Source organism: Bradyrhizobium sp. RDI18 (assembly GCF_043203335.1).
GTDB classification, from domain to species: Bacteria; Pseudomonadota; Alphaproteobacteria; order Rhizobiales; family Xanthobacteraceae; genus Bradyrhizobium; species Bradyrhizobium retamae.
In genome coordinates this window covers 4,283,983-4,298,971 of the sequence record NZ_JBICRN010000008.1, presented here as the reverse complement: position 1 = coordinate 4,298,971, position 14,989 = coordinate 4,283,983, and the positions used below count along the sequence as shown (strand labels likewise).

The window sequence follows — 14,989 nt, the reverse complement described above, 5'->3', positions numbered from 1 at the left end:
CAATGCCTTTTGTTGCGACGAGCGGATACTTACATTCGCCAAAATCGCTAGCCAAAGGACGCCGCATGCCTGACATGACCCCTGCGCCGCGCCGGCGCCCGCTGTGGCGCCTCTTCATCGCGCCCGCACTGCTCCTTGTTGTTGCCGCGGCATGGAGCGCGTTCTGGTTCTATGCCGCATCCGAAGTCGGCGTGCGCGCCGACGCATGGGCCGCGCAGGAGGCGAAAGCCGGCCGGGTCTATGCCTGCGGCAAGCGTTCGGTGGCCGGCTTCCCGTTCCGCTTCGAAGTCCGCTGCGACGACGCCAGCGTTTCGCTGGTCTCGCAGACCGCGGGCGCCCAGGTGCCGTTCACCGCGCGGCTCGGCGAGATCATGGTGATCGCGCAGATCTACCAGCCGAGACTCTTGATCGCCGAATTCAAGGCGCCGGCCACGCTCGCCGATCGCGGCCAGCCGCCGTCGATGAAGGTGAACTGGACCTTGGGCCGCAGCAGCGTGAGCGGATTGCCCGATGTGCCGCAGCGCGCTTCCATCGTGTTCGACAATCCCTCGATCGACCGCGTCAATGGACCGGTCGAGACGCCGCTGGCGCGCGCCCGCCATGTCGAGCTGCACGGCCGTCTTGCCGAAGGCTCGACGAAGGATCACCCCGTGATCGAAGCCGTGCTGCAGATATCGGGCGGCAACGTGCAGGAGGTGCACCCTGTGCTGGCGCAGCCGTTCGACGCCGACATCCAGACCAAGCTCACGGGTTTGAAGAATCTTTCGCCAAAACCGTGGCCCGAACGGTTCAGGGAGCTGCAGGCGGCGGGCGGCCAAGTCGAGATCGTGCGGTCGCGGATTCAGCAGGGCGACCTGATCTCGCTGGCCGCCGGCACGTTGAGCCTCAACGCGCAGGGTCGGATCGACGGCGAATTGCAGATGACGGTGGCGGGAATCGAGAAAGTGATTCCGGCGCTTGGCATCGAGAAGATGCTGGAGGAGGGCGTGCCGCAGGCAACGCTGGATCGCGTCGCGCCCGGCGTCAAGAGCCAGGACCTCAACAATCTATTCGGCGCGCTCGACAGGGCGATCCCGGGGCTCGGCAAGGTCGTCAAGCAGAACGCCAATGCCGGCGTCACCGCCAGCATCAACGCGCTTGGCAAGGAGGCGGAGCTGGAGGGACGGAAAGCGCGCGCCTTCCCGCTGCGCTTTGTCGATGGCGCGGTGTTTCTGGGTCCGATAAAAGTGGGCCAGGTGCCGCCGCTGTTTTAACTGCCGTTGAGCTCGAAGCTCTCCACGTCATTGCGAGCGCAGCGAAGCAATCCACACCTCCGCACGGGGAAAGATGGATTGCTTCGCTGCGCTCGCAATGACGGCCGTGAGAACGGAGCGCAATCGCCTAAGCCGCGCCTCACTCCGTCTTCTTCAGCGGCGGATGCGGGCGGCCGAAATCCGGCACGGCCCCACCCGCCTTCGGCGAGTGAGGCCATAGCGTTGGCGTCGGCGGCAACCTAAGCTGCGATTGCGCTCTGACGAGGGCTAATGCGCCAAGAGAACGGGGCGTGCCGAAGCGTTCTTAAGGATGTGGCGCGTGGCCCCGCCCAGAACCATTTCGCGCAGGCGGCTGTGGGAATAGGCGCCCATGACCAGCAGGCCGGCTTCATGCTCTGCCCCGGCCGCGAGCAGCGTATCGCCCACTGAGCGCAATTCCGCGGTGCAACCACCTGCGCGGTCGCAGCGATGCCATGACAGCGCAAATAGGCAAGCACCTCCGCCTGCGAGGCTTGGCGATTGCTGGCGTCCCGATCAACGCTTATGACCTGCACTGATTTGGCGAGTTGCATGAACGGTATGGCAGCCGAGACTGCGTGCCAGCATTCCGGACTCTCGTCCCAGGCAATCATCACGCTGCCGGTCAGATCACTCTGCAGGCTAGCCGCCGCCAACAGCACGGGGCGACGGGTCCGCAGCAGCGATTGCTCGGCAATGGCCATCAGCGATTCCATCACGGTGGCGCTTGCGGCGACCATCAGGTCAAAGGCAGCGGCACGTTGCACCGCAATTTCCACATACGATCCCTCGGCTTCGCGCCAGGATGCTGCAAGCGGGCTGCCGGGCTCGTCGCTCACCGATAGCATCGGGATGCCGACTGCCGCGCAGGCCTGCGCAAAAACCTCACGCGCATCCCGCGCTGCTCGCTCCCGTTCCTCGGCGTGCCGGTTTGCCAATGCGACGGTCGCCGTTCGTCCCATTTCGGTGGCCGTTAGGCCGCCACGCGTGACCGGCGGCGGCTCACTGATGAACAGTGCCTGGACGTGAGCCCCCAACGCCTTCGCGGCAGACAATGCCGTTTCAATTTGACCGGTGTGACTCGCTGAGCCGGGAAGTGGAACCAGGATTCGCTTGATGCTCATGAGAGCCTCCTGCGATGCCGCCGTTTGCGACGACAGACGGCACATGTGTGTGTTGAGCCGAAAGCAAAATCGCGCAATCCCGCAAAATTCATAACTCCCGGAACAGCCCAAAGTTCCGGAGATTAGCAGGCGTGCCGGTTGCCCACTTTGGTCGTCGATGTTCGGAAAGATGGATTGCTTCGCTGCGCTCGCAATGACGGCCGCGAGGGCGCGCCGAAGCCGTGCCTCACTCCGTCTTCTTCAGCGGCGGATGCGGGCGGCCGAAATCGGGCGCGGCGGAATCCTGGCCGATCTCGACGATGCCGCGGCGGATGGCGCGGGTGCGGGTGAAATGCTCGAACAGCGCCTCGCCGTCGCCCCGGCGGATGGCGCGGGTGAGCTTTGAAAGGTCCTCGTTGAAGGTGCCGAGCATTTCCAGCACGGCCTCCTTGTTGTTCAAGAACACGTCGCGCCACATCGTCGGGTCCGACGCCGCGATGCGGGTGAAGTCGCGAAAGCCGCCGGCCGAGAATTTGATCACTTCCGATGACGTGACCTGCGCCAGCTCGTCTGCGGTGCCGACGATGGTGTAGGCGATCAGATGCGGCAAATGGCTGGTGATCGCCAGCACCAGGTCGTGATGATCAGGCGTCATGGTCTCGACCTTGGCGCCCATGCCGGCCCAGAACGCGCGCAGCGTTTCGACCGCCATGGGGTCGGTGCCCTCGGGCGGGGTGAGAATGCACCAGCGGTTGATGAACAGTTCGGCGAAGCCGGAATCAGGACCCGAATGCTCGGTGCCGGCGACCGGATGTGCCGGAACGAAGTGAACATGGCCCGGCAAATGCGGCGCCATTTCGCGGACGATGGCGCCCTTCACCGAGCCGGCGTCGGAAACGATCGCGCCCGCTTTCAGGAACGGCGCGATCTCCTGCGCCACCTGCCCGCAGGCGCCAACGGGGATGCAGAGGATCACGAGGTCGGCGTCGTTGACGGCCTCCGCGTTGGTCTCCAGCACGCGATCGACGATGCCGAGCTCGGTAACCCGCGCGCGCGTCTTCCCCGAACGCGCGGTGGTGACGATTTCGCTCGCAAGCCCCTGGGCCCGCACCGCGCGCGCGATCGAGCCGCCGATCAGGCCGAAGCCGATCAGCGCGACGCGTCGGAAGATCGGTACCGTACTCACTTGGCCGCCATGAAGTCGCGCAAGGCATCGACGACGAGACGGTTGGCCTCTTCGGTGCCGATGGTCATGCGTAGCGCGTGCGGCAGGCCATAATTGTTGAGTGCCCGCAGCACCAGGCCGCGTTTGGTGAGGAACGCGTCCGCATCAGCCGAGGTCTTGCCCTTCTCGGTCGGGAAGTGGATCAGCACGAAGTTGGCGACGCTCGGCGTAACCTTCAGTCCGAGTTTGCCGATTTCCTCCGTCAGCCAGTTGCGCCACTCTTCGGTGAATGCCTTCGACTTCTGTATGTGCGCGGTGTCCTCGATCGCGGCGACCGCCGCCAGCATCGCCGGCGTCGAGACGTTGAAGGGACCTCGGATGCGGTTGACGGCATCGATGATGTGCGCCGGGCCGAACATCCAGCCGACACGCAGGGCCGCCAGCCCGTGGATCTTGGAGAAGGTGTGCGTCATTACGGTGTTTTCGGTGGTGGCCACCAGCTCCAGTCCGAGCTCGTAATCGTTGCGCGACACGTAGTCGGAGTACGCAGCGTCGAGCACCAGCAGCACATGCGGCGGCAGGCCGGCGCGCAACCGCTTGACCTCGTCGAACGGCACGTAGGTGCCGGTCGGGTTGTTCAGGTTGGCGAGCCATACCAGTTTCGTGCGCGGCGTCACGCGCGCGAGAATGGCGTCGACGTCGGCGGTGAAATTGGTCTCGGGCGCGACAACGTTCTTGGCGCCGTTCGCCATCGTCGCGATCGGATAGACCAGGAAGCCGTGGGCGGTCGAGATCGCCTCATCGCCCTGGCTGAGATAGGTGTGCGCCAAAAGGTTGAGGATTTCGTCCGAGCCGGCGCCGCAGATGATGCGGTTGGGATCGAGCCCGTAGGCGCGGCCGATCGCTTCGCGCAGCACGCGCGAGGTTCCTTCCGGATAATCCTCCAGATGATCAGCCACGTCCTTGTAGACTTCGATCGCCTTCGGCGACGGCCCGAACGGGGTCTCGTTGGCCGACAGCTTGAACACCTTGCGGCCCGGCTCCGGCACCGGGCTCTTGCCGGGCGTGTAGGGCGCAATATCGAGAATGCCGGGATTCGGCACGGGGCGGTTCATCTTCAACTCCGGAATTTCGGGCAGCGTTTAAGGCTTCGCCGACCCGTTCGGGGGCACCGTATAGCGTGTTGCGTGGCTGCCGACGAGAGCCGACGAGCGCACCGAGGCGCCGGCCTGGATCAGGGCGGTCTTGATCTTTTCGAACCCGGTGCCGGCATCCGATACCAAAAGCGCCGCGCCGTCGAAAGCGGTATCGGGCACGGCGACGATTTCGGCGAGCGGGGCGAGCGCGCGGGCGATATCGGCGTTCCACCCCGAGACGCGGACGCTCCACATCTGCACCTCCGTCACCATGGCATCATCGGCCACGCGCGAGATCACGAACACCGGCAGCGCGGCCGGATGATCGGCGCGTTCGAGGAACGGCAGCCGGGCAATGATTTTTGGCGCGCCTTCGGCTTCCAGCGCGCTCCACCACGGCGTGCGGCTCGAGACCGCCGAGACCAGCGCCAGATCGCCCTTCGATTTCGCCACGGCTTCAACCGCGGCCTGTGCGCTGAAATGGCCGACATAGGGCACGACAAAGCCGAAGTGAAACCGCGCCGAATCCCGCATCGCGGGCTCACCGACCGAGACGTCCGCATGCACCGAGAACGGCGCCTGGACGTAAGTAAAGGTCGAGATGATGACGCGCCAGATGCTCTCGATGGTATCGAGCGGCAGGATGCCGCGATGGCGCTCGACCAGGCTGCGCATCATGCTGGCCTCGCGCGCGGGCCGGAACGCCGACCCCACCTCCTGGGTCTGCTTCACCTGGATCAGCCGGTCGATGATGTCGCCGCGCGCCATCAAGAGGCGATGGACCTGCTCGTCGATCGCGTCGATCTCCTTGCGCAATTCCTGCAGCGAGGGCGGAGCCGGGGGTGCCTTGGACATGTTAAAACCTTCAGCGCCGGATCGGTCTGAAATCACCACCCAGCAAGGGCATTGATTAGAAAAGACGGCCGTCGAAAGCAAAGAGAAACGTCAGGTCCGCCATGATCGCCGCAGGGTTAACCATACGGCTGCCTTGACGGGGGACCTGCTTCGGACTAGCTTTGTTCCATTCCGTGGTCATTTGAGCCGGCCGGCTTGCAGCCACGTTAAACAACTCGCTAAACAGGCCGGGGACAGATTGATCCCGGCCGAACCTTTCGTTCAGGCCGGGTTTTTTACGGCCTGATTTCTGTCTGTAAGGACCTCCGCGAGGAGGAAGGTCGGGATGACACCATTGCAGTCGGTACCCAGTCCGTCGATTCACAGCGAGGACCGCGCCCACGAGGCCGATCATCCGACCTCGCCGGTGGCCAAATTCGGCATCGAGCAGCCCTTGAGGCTCGATTGCGGCATCGATCTCGCGCCATTCCAGATCGCGTACCAGACCTATGGCGAGTTGAACGCCGACCGCTCCAACGCGATCCTTATCTGCCACGCGCTGACGCTGGATCAGCATGTCGCCAACGTGCATCCTCTGACCGGCAAGGCCGGCTGGTGGGAAATCATGGTCGGTCCGGGGCGCCCGCTCGATACCGACAGATATTTCATCCTCTGTTCGAACGTGATCGGCGGTTGCATGGGATCGACCGGTCCGGCCTCGACCAACCCGGCGACCGGCAAGGCGTGGGGACTGGATTTTCCGATCATCACCATCCCCGACATGGTCCGCGCGCAGGCCATGTTGCTCGACCGGCTGGGCATCCAAACATTGTTATGCGTGATCGGCGGATCGATGGGCGGCATGCAGGTGCTGCAATGGACGGCAGCCTATCCGGAACGGGTGTTTTCGGCGCTGCCGGTCGCCTGCTCGACGCGCCATTCGGCGCAAAATATCGCATTTCACGAACTCGGCCGGCAGGCCGTGATGGCTGATCCGGACTGGCATCATGGGCGCTATTTCGAGCGCAGCACGCATCCGCATCGCGGACTGGCGGTGGCGCGGATGGCAGGGCACATCACCTATCTTTCCGACGCCGCGCTGCATCGCAAGTTCGGGCGGCGGATGCAGGATCGCGAACTGCCGACGTTTTCGTTCGATGCGGATTTCCAGGTCGAAAGCTATCTGCGCTATCAGGGCTCTTCCTTTGTCGAGCGCTTCGATGCCAACAGCTATCTCTATCTGACGCGGGCGATGGACTATTTCGATATCGCCGCCGACCATAACGGCGTGCTGGCGGAAGCGTTTCGCGGCATCAAGACCCGCTTCTGCGTAGTGTCGTTCACCTCCGACTGGCTGTTTCCGACCTCGGAATCGCGCGCGCTGGTGCATGCGCTGAACGCCTCCAGCGCGCGGGTGTCGTTCGCCGAGATCGAGACCGACCGCGGCCACGATGCCTTCCTGCTCGACGTGCCCGAGTTCTTCGACATTTCTCGCGCCTTCCTGGAATCCGCGGGCAAGGCGCGCGGCCTTGACGGTACAGGCGGTTGATATGGCCCTTCAGGAGCAAGCGTTGCCGCTCGGCGGCATAGCGCCCGATCGCACCGGTAAATATCGCACCGATCATCTCCTCGTCGCCGAGATGATTGCGGCCGGCTCAAAAGTGCTCGACGTCGGCTGCGGCGACGGCGAATTACTGCAGCTCCTGGAGAGCCGGGGCATCGATGGCCGCGGCATCGAGCTGTCGCGCGAGGGCGTCAACCGCTGCGTCGCCAAGGGCCTCGCCGTGGTGCAGGGCGACGCCGACACCGACCTCGTCAATTATCCCGACGACGCTTTCGATTACGTCATCCTGTCGCAGACGCTGCAGGCGACGCGGCAGCCGAAACCGGTCCTGGAAAACCTGCTGCGCATCGGCCGGCGCGCGATCGTGTCGTTCCCGAATTTCGGCTTCTGGAAGATGCGGCTGCAACTGCTCGTCGGCGGCCACATGCCGCGTACCGAAAACCTCCCGGCGACCTGGTACGACACGCCGAACATCCATTTCTGCACGATCAAGGATTTCGTCCAGCTCTGCGACGAGATCAACGTCAAGATGGAGCGCGCAGTGGCGCTCGATCTCTACGGCCGCCCCGTGCCGCTGAACCTGCCCTGGTGGGTCTGGAACATGTTCGGCGAGCAGGGCGTGTTTTTGCTGAGCAGGGGCGGGAAGGGGAAATAGGGACCGCAGCGGCTCACACCACCGCCGCCACCATCGACCGCGGATCGCGCGCCGGCCATCGCCCGGCTTCCGCCAGCGCGATGAACCGCTCCACCATCTCGTTGAACAGCGCCGGCTCTTCCAGATTGAGCACGTGGCCCGACTTCGGGAAGAACGAAAGCCCTGCGGCCGGCAAATGCCGCTTCAGGAACAGGCTCGGTTCAATACAATTGTCGTCCTCGTCGCCGCACAGGATCAGCGCCGGCGTCGGCACGCGTCGGATCGCATCGTTCATGGTGTAGATCGACGGTCGTGCGCCTTGAAAGCTGCGCATGGTGTTGGCCGAGCCCCTGGCATCATGACGCGCCAGCGCGGCGTAGAAATCGGCGTGGCCGCGCGGGTCCTTCAGCAAAAACGGAATCCGGCTCGGCGCCTCACGCGTCACCTTGGCGACTTCAACCGATCCGATCGCCTCATATTGCTCGGCATTGGCGACGCATTGCGCGCGGAAGGCGTCGAGCTGTTCGAGTGACGAGCCGGCGCCGACGGCGGCGAGCGTCATCGACAGCGCGCGCTCCGGCGCATTGAGGCCAACCTGCAGCGAGGAATAGGAGCCCATCGACAGGCCGACGAAATGCGCTTTGGCAATGCCGAGGTGATCGAGCACGGCGAGCGCGTCGGTGTAGAAATACTCGTAGGTGTAGACTTCGGCCGAGGGCGGCACGTCGGAAGGCGTATAGCCGCGCGCCGAATAGGCGATGCAACGATGGCCGCGCGAGAAGTAGCGCATCTGCGGCTCCCAATTGGTGTGGTCGGCAGCGAACTCGTGCAGGAAGATGATCGGCGTCCCGCTTCCGGCCTCCTCGAAATAGAGACGCACGCGATCCTTGGCGACGGCATAGGGCATTTCGGATTCCTCTCGATTTTCTTGTTATTTCGTAACTTCATTGCGCAGCTAACCCACAAAATTGCAATTAATTTTCGGGGCTGCAATGCGGCAGGAAAGGTTCATTTTCGCCATCGAATTGTCGCGGAATCACCCCGAAATTGTTTCCTCGCCGCCACATAAAATCTTCCTCTCGTCACATCCCGCAACACAAAACGCCGGCCGCGTTCGTTCGTAGACGAACGCAAAGTGTGGGAGTGTTAGAGGTTCAAGTATGAGTCAGTTGTTTGCGTTTCGCCGGTCGCTTCGTTTCGTCGCGTTGGCACTATGTTCGGCTTCCATCTTCGTATTTGTCTCTCCAGCTTCAGCAAAACCAAATCACGGCGCAGGGCGACACGCTCGCGCTTATCACGCCGGTCATCACGTCAAGCATCATTACGCATATCGTCACCATCGCCATGCTCTCAGGATGTCGCGCTGGGAGCGCAGGGCTGCACGCATGCAGGCGGGCGGCTTTGTCGAGAACAACCCGAGCTTCATGGGAACGAGCTTCATGGGGAAGCCGCGCCGAGATGGCGACACCCGGCGGTTTCGTTTCGCCCAACACGGTCAAGGCAGCGCGCGCCGATCGCGCCGGCCGTCGCGCCCGGCTCAGGCACGCCCGGCACACATCGCGCTGGGAGCGCGCGGTCACGCAGATGCACGCGCGCGGTCTTGCCGACGCCAACGCTAGCGTCACGCCGGGAACGAGCGTCGAATCCAATTCAACGGTGCCGCCGACCAGCGGCGCGATGGCCTCAGGCTACACCTCATCGAACGTCGTCGCCGAAGCACGGAAATATCTCGGCGGCAACCCCACGGGACGCGGCAGCCTGTGGTGCGCGCGGTTCATGAACATGGTCCTGCAACATTCCGGCTATCGCGGCACCGGCTCGGACATGGCGAGCTCGTTCGCGAAATACGGCCAGCGCATTTCCGGCCCGCAGGTCGGCGCCATTGCGGTGATGTCACGCGGCCGCCGCGGCGGCCATGTCGGCATCATCACCGGCATCGACGCCAAGGGCAATCCGATCATGATCTCCGGCAACAGCGGCAACCGCGTCCGCGAGTTGCCAGTCTCGCGCGGCCGTATCTACGCCTACGTCATGCCGACGAGCTGAGGCGGATTGCGTCGCGGCGCTTCTTTTCCTCGCCCCGTTCCTTGCGGGGCGAGGCTGCAGGCGGGGTGAAGGCCGGCGGGAAATGCGGGCTGATCCATGAAGCGCAGGCGGCTGCGGATCCGAATAGAGCTGGGATGGTTGGGCAGTCCAATGAGGCCGCCGCAGTAAAGGCGCGGGCTCCGGTCGATTTATCTCGCTACTGGCGACGAATGGGCGCAGCATTCACAGCAGGCTGTCAAACAAGGAGCCCGCTCATGAATGGCACCATATTCAACAGTAAGGGAACCCGCGTCGCTGTGGTGGTCGGTCCCGAAATTTTCGATCTTAGCGGCAAGAAGCTCTTTGACCTCAAGGGCAAGAACATCTACCGGCTATCCGGTGAATTGGTTGGTCATCTAAATGACGCGAGCGGTTCGGCGAAGCGGCTCGACAAGGCGACCGATCGATTGTTCTCGTAATTGCGATGCCTAGTCCCCGGTTCAGCGGCTGGCGCGGGTTGCCTGGACGAATGCCGCTTTGTTCGAGAAATCGATAGCTATTTGCGGGGAAAGGGCGCACGGTCGATACATGACCATGCGCTCGCGACGGGAAATGATTCATTTCAAGCGTCCGTTCCATCTCAAGGGGGTCGGCCGGCTGTTGCCGCCTGGTGCTTATGAGGTCATCACCGACGAGGAAATGATCGAAGGACTTTCATTTCAGAGCTTCCGCCGCGTCGCCACCATGATCATGGTCCCCGGCGCGGCGCCGCACCAAGCTTCGACGGAAATGATCTCGATCAGCTCGGTCGATCTTTCCGATGCGCAGCGCGACGACGCGATCGCATCTCGTGAGTGAAACCCCGGTCGATCTCGACAAGCACCGGGGCATGGCGGCGCAAAAGGCGACCGATATCCGCCGCGCGCTCGCCGACGTCGAGGCTAACGCAAAGCTGCAGCGGGACCGCCAGGCCGCCCTCGAGCTACAGCTCCTGACCGTCCCGGCTGGGTCGTGGCCGGAAGCGGTCGCAAAGGCGCGGTACGTCCTGAATCTCTACGCGGCGGATTTGGCGCCGACCGACACGCATCACCGCGACCTCGTGGCCACCGTACTGGCCGACCTCACCCGCCTCGCTGGTGAAAGCTGACGTGGCGAATATTCTGGCTCGGCAGTCGAGTTTCTTGCCACGCACTCGAATTGCCTCGAACGCGCAACTGAAAGCACCGAATGCAAAATCTCTCGCCCCGTCACGTCAAGACTGAAGAATCGCTCCGCCTCGGTGTCGCTTCCGGATGGTACTCCACCAAAGTCAGCGGAACATTCGTCTCTGGCCCGCACGATTCCGAAGCCGAATGCCTGCGCAGGATTGCGGAGATTGATCCTCAACCCGTTCGAAAGAAATGACGGGCTGAGAGCTGGCGGCACGGCCTTTACCAGCCGGAGATGGATCAAATGACACTCGTGCGCGGCGACATCGGTGGTTATGAATTCAATCGCATGGTAGTGCTGTTCTCGATGATGGACGGTGCCAGGGTGATACCGTGCGCCATCAGCGCCGCAGCGATGGACGATCTCGAACATGTCTCGCGTACAGCGGCGGACCAGCGCGAACGACAATTCGTGCGGCTGCGGGATCGGATCGAACAATGCGCTTCCCGGAAATTTCTCGCCGGAGAGTTTGAAGGCAACCCCCCAGGGATTATTTTGCGCGGCATCGATTTTCGCGCATAGATCGAGCAGGCCTGAATCGAAAAGAAATGCCGCGGCATGTCCTGCCTGAACTGAACAGGTGAGCATATGCCCGATCCCAAATAATTCGCTCTCAGCGAGTGGCTTGTCCCCACCCATCCTTTTGCCGGTCTTCCTGGGGCTGGTCGTTGCCGGCGCCGTGATCATCAATTGGTAGTCCCCGCTCCGCCTGAGGGAGTTCGGCACGATAGAGGTAGTGACCAGATGAACGAACGCCATGAGATTTTGAAGAAGGCTCGGGACCGCATGATTGAGGATCGCGACGCACACGCAAAGGTGCTCGCCGCGCCGTTCGATCGCGACAAGGCGGAGCGCGCGCGGCTAAAATTCGTCGAACTCCAGATCTTGATAGACGCGATCGAGCGTGCGATGGCCGGCGAACGGGCGACGTTTTAGGGACGCCGGCCCCAGTCTCGCGCGGCCGTATCTACGGTAGGGTGGACAAAGGCGCGCGTGCGCCGTGCCAACCCTCTATCGTCGAGCACGCTTCGTGATGGTGGGCACGTTATGGGGGCGCGGCAGCGGGGTAAGAACTACGCCACATCTCGGAACCCCGGCCCTTGTTGCGTGGAGTTAAGGTCGGCGCGGCCTATCCCTATTGCCGCGCTGGCTTCTCAGTTTCGTGAGGACGTTTCATGGGAACTCCGGGACGTAACAGCAGGACCTTCCGACGAAGTCGTTTTCCCAGTCCAACGAAGACACCCTGAAACAAACCCGTGGTTTGATGGCTCTCCCCAAACAACCGGAGGCTATGTGAGACTCCTGGGGCGAGAGGTTCAGGCTCGCGAGAGATTTGCCTGAGGCGGTAGGTGTCGTCATGCGCGAAGATTTTGCTTCATCCAGTTTTCTTGCTGTTATCGTCGTCGGTTTGATTGTGGTTTGTACTGGCCTCCTCGCGCTTGGAATCTGAAATCCAGTCCGGGGCGACCTGTGCGTCGGCGCGACGCTGATGCACGTCACGATTGAAGGCGACGCGATCGCAAGTTTCTCCCACGGTTGCCATCGGCAAACTGGCGCTTCATCGCGCAATCTGGAGCAATTCTAGCTACCACCCATCGAACTCCGAAGATGTCTGCGTTAGAGCGAGGCATCAAAAATCCTACCGGCCAAGCCGGCAGACTTCGGGGTATCTTAAGGGTGACACTGACAGCATTTCATTCGTTTTCCGCCACTCGACTTCAACTGATGCGAATGATCTGCCTCGGGGCAGTCAGCAGTTTCACGCTCTTCCTGCCGACCGGTGGTGCGCTGGCGCAGTCGTCACTGCCGCCGGTCACCGTGGACGCGCCGCAGCAGCGCGCCCGCCCGGCCGCGGCCCAACCATCCCGCCGTGCTGCGACCACGCGCGCTAGGCGCGTTACCCGCGCCGCCAACCCGCAGGCGGCACCGGCTGCGCCCGTATCGGGCCCAGGTGCCGGCGAACGCGCCAACGGTCCCGTGCGCGGCTTTGTCGCAACCCGCACCGGCACCGCGACCAAGACCGACACGCCGATCATCGAAACCCCGCAGTCGATCTCCGTCGTCACCACCGACCAGGTCAAAAACCAGGGAGCGGAATCGGTCGGCGCGGCGCTCCGCTATACCGCGGGCGTCAGCGGCGACGTCAACGGCGGTTCCGACACGCGCTTCGGCGGGTTGCAGATCCGCGGTTTCGACATGACCATGCCGGGCCTCTATCTCGACGGCCTGCGGCTGCCCAGCAGCCGCTACGTGCACTTCCTCGGTCTGGAGCCCTACGGCGCCGAGCGTCTGGAAGTGCTGAAGGGTCCATCCTCGGTGATGTATGGTGGCAGCGGCACCGGTGGCATTCTCAACTATGTCAGCAAGCTGCCCACGGCCTATCAGTTTGGCGAGATTTCCGTCTCGGGCGGCAGCTTCAATCGCTACCAGGGCCAATTCGACGTCGGCGGCCCCGCCAACAAGGAGGGCACCGTATTGTGGCGCCTCACCGGCGCTGTCCGCGACGGCGAAACCCAGGTCGATTTCACCAAGGACAACCGCATCTTCATCGCGCCGGCGGTGACGATCAAGCCGAACGAAGACACCACCATCACACTGCTGGCCAACTATCAAAAGGACACCGCCGGCTGGGGCCTGCAATTCCTGCCGCCGTCGGGCACGGTGTGGCCCAACAACGGCCGCATCATTCCGAATACGTTTTTCGGCGGCGAGCCCAATTTCAACCGGTTTGATACCGAACTGGCCACGGCGGGCTACCTGCTATCGCACGACATCAACGAGGCCCTCACGTTCCGGCAGAACCTGCGTTATGCGTGGATGCACAACGAACAGCAGAGCTTCTACGGCCTGGGCTACGCCTCGGCGGCTGACGAAGCCGCAGGCCTGATGTCACGCGCCGGCTCTGGCGGTGCAACGACCATCAACTCCTTCGCAGTCGATAACCAGCTCCAGGGAAAATTCGTCACCGGCATTTTGAGCCACACCACGTTGTTCGGCATCGACTACCGCAACACCTCGTTCCGGGACGTCGCTTCAACGTACACTACCGGCAAGATCAACGTGTTTGCGCCTGTCTACACCAACACATGGACCAATCTCGGCCCTGCGGACGACCAGAACATCAAGCAGTCGCAGATGGGAATCTACGCGCAGGACCAGATCAAGCTCGGCCGGCTCTCGTTCCTGCTCGGCGCCCGGCAGGACTTCGCCGCGACCGATCTGGACGACTTTCTCGCCGCGGCTGCCGCGAGACCCGGGTCTTCCGCGAGAACGAATGACTCGGCATTCACCCGTCGCGCCGCCGTGATGTACAATTTCGACAACGGGATCGCGCCGTATTTCAGCTACGCCGAATCATTCCTGCCGGTGCTCAACACCAACGCCGCGGGCGAGCTGCTGAAGCCGGAAACCGGCGTCCAGTATGAAGTCGGCGTGAAGTATCAGCCGGTCGGGATCAATGCGCTGATCACTCTGGCGGCGTTCGATCTGACGCGGTCCAATGTCGTCACCTTCGCGCCGCCGCTTTACACCGCCGAGCAGAGGGGGCAGGTGAACTCGCGCGGCATCGAGCTGGAAGGCACGGCCACGCTGATCGAAGGCTTCAACGTCCGTGGCGCCTACTCCTACATCGATGCCGTGGTCACGGAGGACCCCGTAAACGTCGGCAAGGCGCCGACCACCGTGCCGCTCAACCGGTTCGCGCTGTGGACCGACTATACGCTGCAGAGCGGGCCGCTCGCCGGCGTCCAGGTCGGTGGCGGCGTCCGTTATGTCGGCTCGACCTTCGGCGACGATGCCAATACCTTTAAGGTGCCGGCCTCGACCGCGGTCGACGCGCTGCTGGCCTACACCAAAGACAACTATCGCCTGGCGCTGAACGTCACCAACATCGCCGACACCCGCTATGTCGCGGCCTGCTACGGCTATACGAGCTGCTTCTATGCCGAGGGCCGCAAGGCGATCGCCAAGCTGACCTATCGATGGTAGGTCGGCCGCGAAATGCGACGGATACATCACCGCCGGTCAAATCGACCGGCGGTGATGATGT

At 63.1% G+C, this 14,989-nt stretch carries 16 protein-coding genes and 1 riboswitch; of the genes, 10 read left to right on the top strand and 6 right to left on the bottom strand.

The window, feature by feature from the left end; translation table 11 throughout:
• Positions 1–65: 65 nt before the first annotated feature.
• Positions 66–1,253 carry a DUF2125 domain-containing protein gene (locus ACFXS9_RS29790; protein WP_392695053.1) on the top strand — a complete coding sequence of 396 codons (1,188 nt, stop codon included), beginning with the start codon at positions 66–68 and terminating at the stop codon, positions 1,251–1,253.
• 239 nt (positions 1,254–1,492) lie between these two features.
• On the opposite strand, the gene ACFXS9_RS29785 is transcribed toward ACFXS9_RS29790, so the two are convergent.
• The 4 genes from ACFXS9_RS29785 to ACFXS9_RS29770 all read right to left on the bottom strand — a co-directional run bounded on the left by ACFXS9_RS29785 (position 1,493) and on the right by ACFXS9_RS29770 (position 5,530).
• The gene (locus ACFXS9_RS29785) at positions 1,493–2,395 is read right to left on the bottom strand and encodes a hypothetical protein (RefSeq protein ID WP_392695051.1); all 903 of its coding nucleotides are present in this window, start codon (positions 2,393–2,395) and stop codon (positions 1,493–1,495) included.
• A 226-nt stretch (positions 2,396–2,621) separates the two neighbouring features.
• Positions 2,622–3,560 (bottom strand): prephenate/arogenate dehydrogenase family protein, encoded by a 939-nt coding sequence (locus ACFXS9_RS29780; protein WP_392695048.1) that lies wholly within the window; start codon positions 3,558–3,560, stop codon positions 2,622–2,624.
• A complete protein-coding gene (locus ACFXS9_RS29775) occupies positions 3,557–4,654 on the bottom strand; it encodes a pyridoxal phosphate-dependent aminotransferase (RefSeq protein WP_392695045.1) in 1,098 nt (365 codons plus the stop codon). The genes ACFXS9_RS29780 and ACFXS9_RS29775 overlap by 4 nt, the downstream gene beginning before the upstream one ends.
• A gap of 27 nt (positions 4,655–4,681) precedes the next feature.
• On the bottom strand, positions 4,682–5,530 hold the full coding sequence (locus tag ACFXS9_RS29770; protein WP_392695042.1) for a chorismate mutase: 849 nt from the start codon (positions 5,528–5,530) through the stop codon (positions 4,682–4,684).
• Positions 5,531–5,693: 163 nt separating this feature from the next.
• Positions 5,694–5,773: riboswitch (SAM riboswitch) on the top strand.
• An 82-nt stretch (positions 5,774–5,855) separates the two neighbouring features.
• On the opposite strand from ACFXS9_RS29770, the gene ACFXS9_RS29765 reads away from it, so the two are divergent.
• Both ACFXS9_RS29765 and metW read left to right on the top strand, forming a co-directional pair.
• Complete coding sequence (locus ACFXS9_RS29765; protein WP_392695039.1) at positions 5,856–7,058, top strand: homoserine O-acetyltransferase; 1,203 nt, start codon at positions 5,856–5,858, stop codon at positions 7,056–7,058.
• A 1-nt stretch (position 7,059) separates the two neighbouring features.
• Positions 7,060–7,728, top strand: coding sequence for a methionine biosynthesis protein MetW (metW, locus tag ACFXS9_RS29760; RefSeq protein ID WP_392695036.1), 669 nt, complete (start codon positions 7,060–7,062; stop codon positions 7,726–7,728).
• Between the two features lie 13 nt (positions 7,729–7,741).
• Here metW and ACFXS9_RS29755 read toward each other — a convergent pair whose 3' ends face one another.
• The gene (locus tag ACFXS9_RS29755; protein ID WP_392695033.1) at positions 7,742–8,614 is read right to left on the bottom strand and encodes an alpha/beta fold hydrolase; all 873 of its coding nucleotides are present in this window, start codon (positions 8,612–8,614) and stop codon (positions 7,742–7,744) included.
• 551 nt (positions 8,615–9,165) lie between these two features.
• On the opposite strand from ACFXS9_RS29755, the gene ACFXS9_RS29750 reads away from it, so the two are divergent.
• The 6 genes from ACFXS9_RS29750 to ACFXS9_RS29725 all read left to right on the top strand — a co-directional run bounded on the left by ACFXS9_RS29750 (position 9,166) and on the right by ACFXS9_RS29725 (position 11,877).
• Positions 9,166–9,753: a TIGR02594 family protein gene (locus ACFXS9_RS29750; protein WP_392695030.1), complete on the top strand. Its 588-nt coding sequence runs from the start codon at positions 9,166–9,168 to the stop codon at positions 9,751–9,753.
• 65 nt (positions 9,754–9,818) lie between these two features.
• Positions 9,819–10,211, top strand: a complete 393-nt coding sequence (locus ACFXS9_RS29745) for a hypothetical protein (RefSeq protein WP_392695027.1) — start codon at positions 9,819–9,821, stop codon at positions 10,209–10,211.
• Positions 10,212–10,320: 109 nt separating this feature from the next.
• The gene (locus ACFXS9_RS29740) at positions 10,321–10,590 is read left to right on the top strand and encodes a hypothetical protein (RefSeq protein ID WP_392695025.1); all 270 of its coding nucleotides are present in this window, start codon (positions 10,321–10,323) and stop codon (positions 10,588–10,590) included.
• Complete coding sequence (locus ACFXS9_RS29735) at positions 10,583–10,879, top strand: hypothetical protein (protein WP_392695023.1); 297 nt, start codon at positions 10,583–10,585, stop codon at positions 10,877–10,879. The genes ACFXS9_RS29740 and ACFXS9_RS29735 overlap by 8 nt, the downstream gene beginning before the upstream one ends.
• 305 nt (positions 10,880–11,184) lie before the next feature.
• Positions 11,185–11,463, top strand: a complete 279-nt coding sequence (locus ACFXS9_RS29730) for a DUF1488 family protein (protein WP_213288989.1) — start codon at positions 11,185–11,187, stop codon at positions 11,461–11,463.
• A 222-nt stretch (positions 11,464–11,685) separates the two neighbouring features.
• Positions 11,686–11,877 (top strand): hypothetical protein, encoded by a 192-nt coding sequence (locus ACFXS9_RS29725; protein WP_392695021.1) that lies wholly within the window; start codon positions 11,686–11,688, stop codon positions 11,875–11,877.
• A gap of 439 nt (positions 11,878–12,316) precedes the next feature.
• Here the strand turns inward: ACFXS9_RS29725 and ACFXS9_RS29720 are convergent, their stop codons facing one another.
• Positions 12,317–12,484 carry a hypothetical protein gene (locus ACFXS9_RS29720; protein WP_392695018.1) on the bottom strand — a complete coding sequence of 56 codons (168 nt, stop codon included), beginning with the start codon at positions 12,482–12,484 and terminating at the stop codon, positions 12,317–12,319.
• Positions 12,485–12,918: 434 nt separating this feature from the next.
• Between ACFXS9_RS29720 and ACFXS9_RS29715 the strand changes: the two genes are divergently transcribed.
• Positions 12,919–14,928: a TonB-dependent siderophore receptor gene (locus tag ACFXS9_RS29715; RefSeq protein WP_392700087.1), complete on the top strand. Its 2,010-nt coding sequence runs from the start codon at positions 12,919–12,921 to the stop codon at positions 14,926–14,928.
• The last annotated feature ends 61 nt before the right edge of the window (positions 14,929–14,989 follow it).

Coding starts and splice junctions, on each gene's coding strand:
- ACFXS9_RS29790 (WP_392695053.1), top strand. CDS start 66: ATGCCTGACATGACCCCTGCGCCGCGCCGGCGCCCGCTGTGGCGCCTC.
- ACFXS9_RS29785 (WP_392695051.1), bottom strand. CDS start 2,395: ATGAGCATCAAGCGAATCCTGGTTCCACTTCCCGGCTCAGCGAGTCAC.
- ACFXS9_RS29775 (WP_392695045.1), bottom strand. CDS start 4,654: ATGAACCGCCCCGTGCCGAATCCCGGCATTCTCGATATTGCGCCCTAC.
- ACFXS9_RS29770 (WP_392695042.1), bottom strand. CDS start 5,530: ATGTCCAAGGCACCCCCGGCTCCGCCCTCGCTGCAGGAATTGCGCAAG.
- ACFXS9_RS29765 (WP_392695039.1), top strand. CDS start 5,856: ATGACACCATTGCAGTCGGTACCCAGTCCGTCGATTCACAGCGAGGAC.
- metW (WP_392695036.1), top strand. CDS start 7,060: ATGGCCCTTCAGGAGCAAGCGTTGCCGCTCGGCGGCATAGCGCCCGAT.
- ACFXS9_RS29755 (WP_392695033.1), bottom strand. CDS start 8,614: ATGCCCTATGCCGTCGCCAAGGATCGCGTGCGTCTCTATTTCGAGGAG.
- ACFXS9_RS29750 (WP_392695030.1), top strand. CDS start 9,166: ATGGCGACACCCGGCGGTTTCGTTTCGCCCAACACGGTCAAGGCAGCG.
- ACFXS9_RS29740 (WP_392695025.1), top strand. CDS start 10,321: ATGACCATGCGCTCGCGACGGGAAATGATTCATTTCAAGCGTCCGTTC.
- ACFXS9_RS29730 (WP_213288989.1), top strand. CDS start 11,185: ATGACACTCGTGCGCGGCGACATCGGTGGTTATGAATTCAATCGCATG.
- ACFXS9_RS29725 (WP_392695021.1), top strand. CDS start 11,686: ATGAACGAACGCCATGAGATTTTGAAGAAGGCTCGGGACCGCATGATT.
- ACFXS9_RS29720 (WP_392695018.1), bottom strand. CDS start 12,484: ATGGCAACCGTGGGAGAAACTTGCGATCGCGTCGCCTTCAATCGTGAC.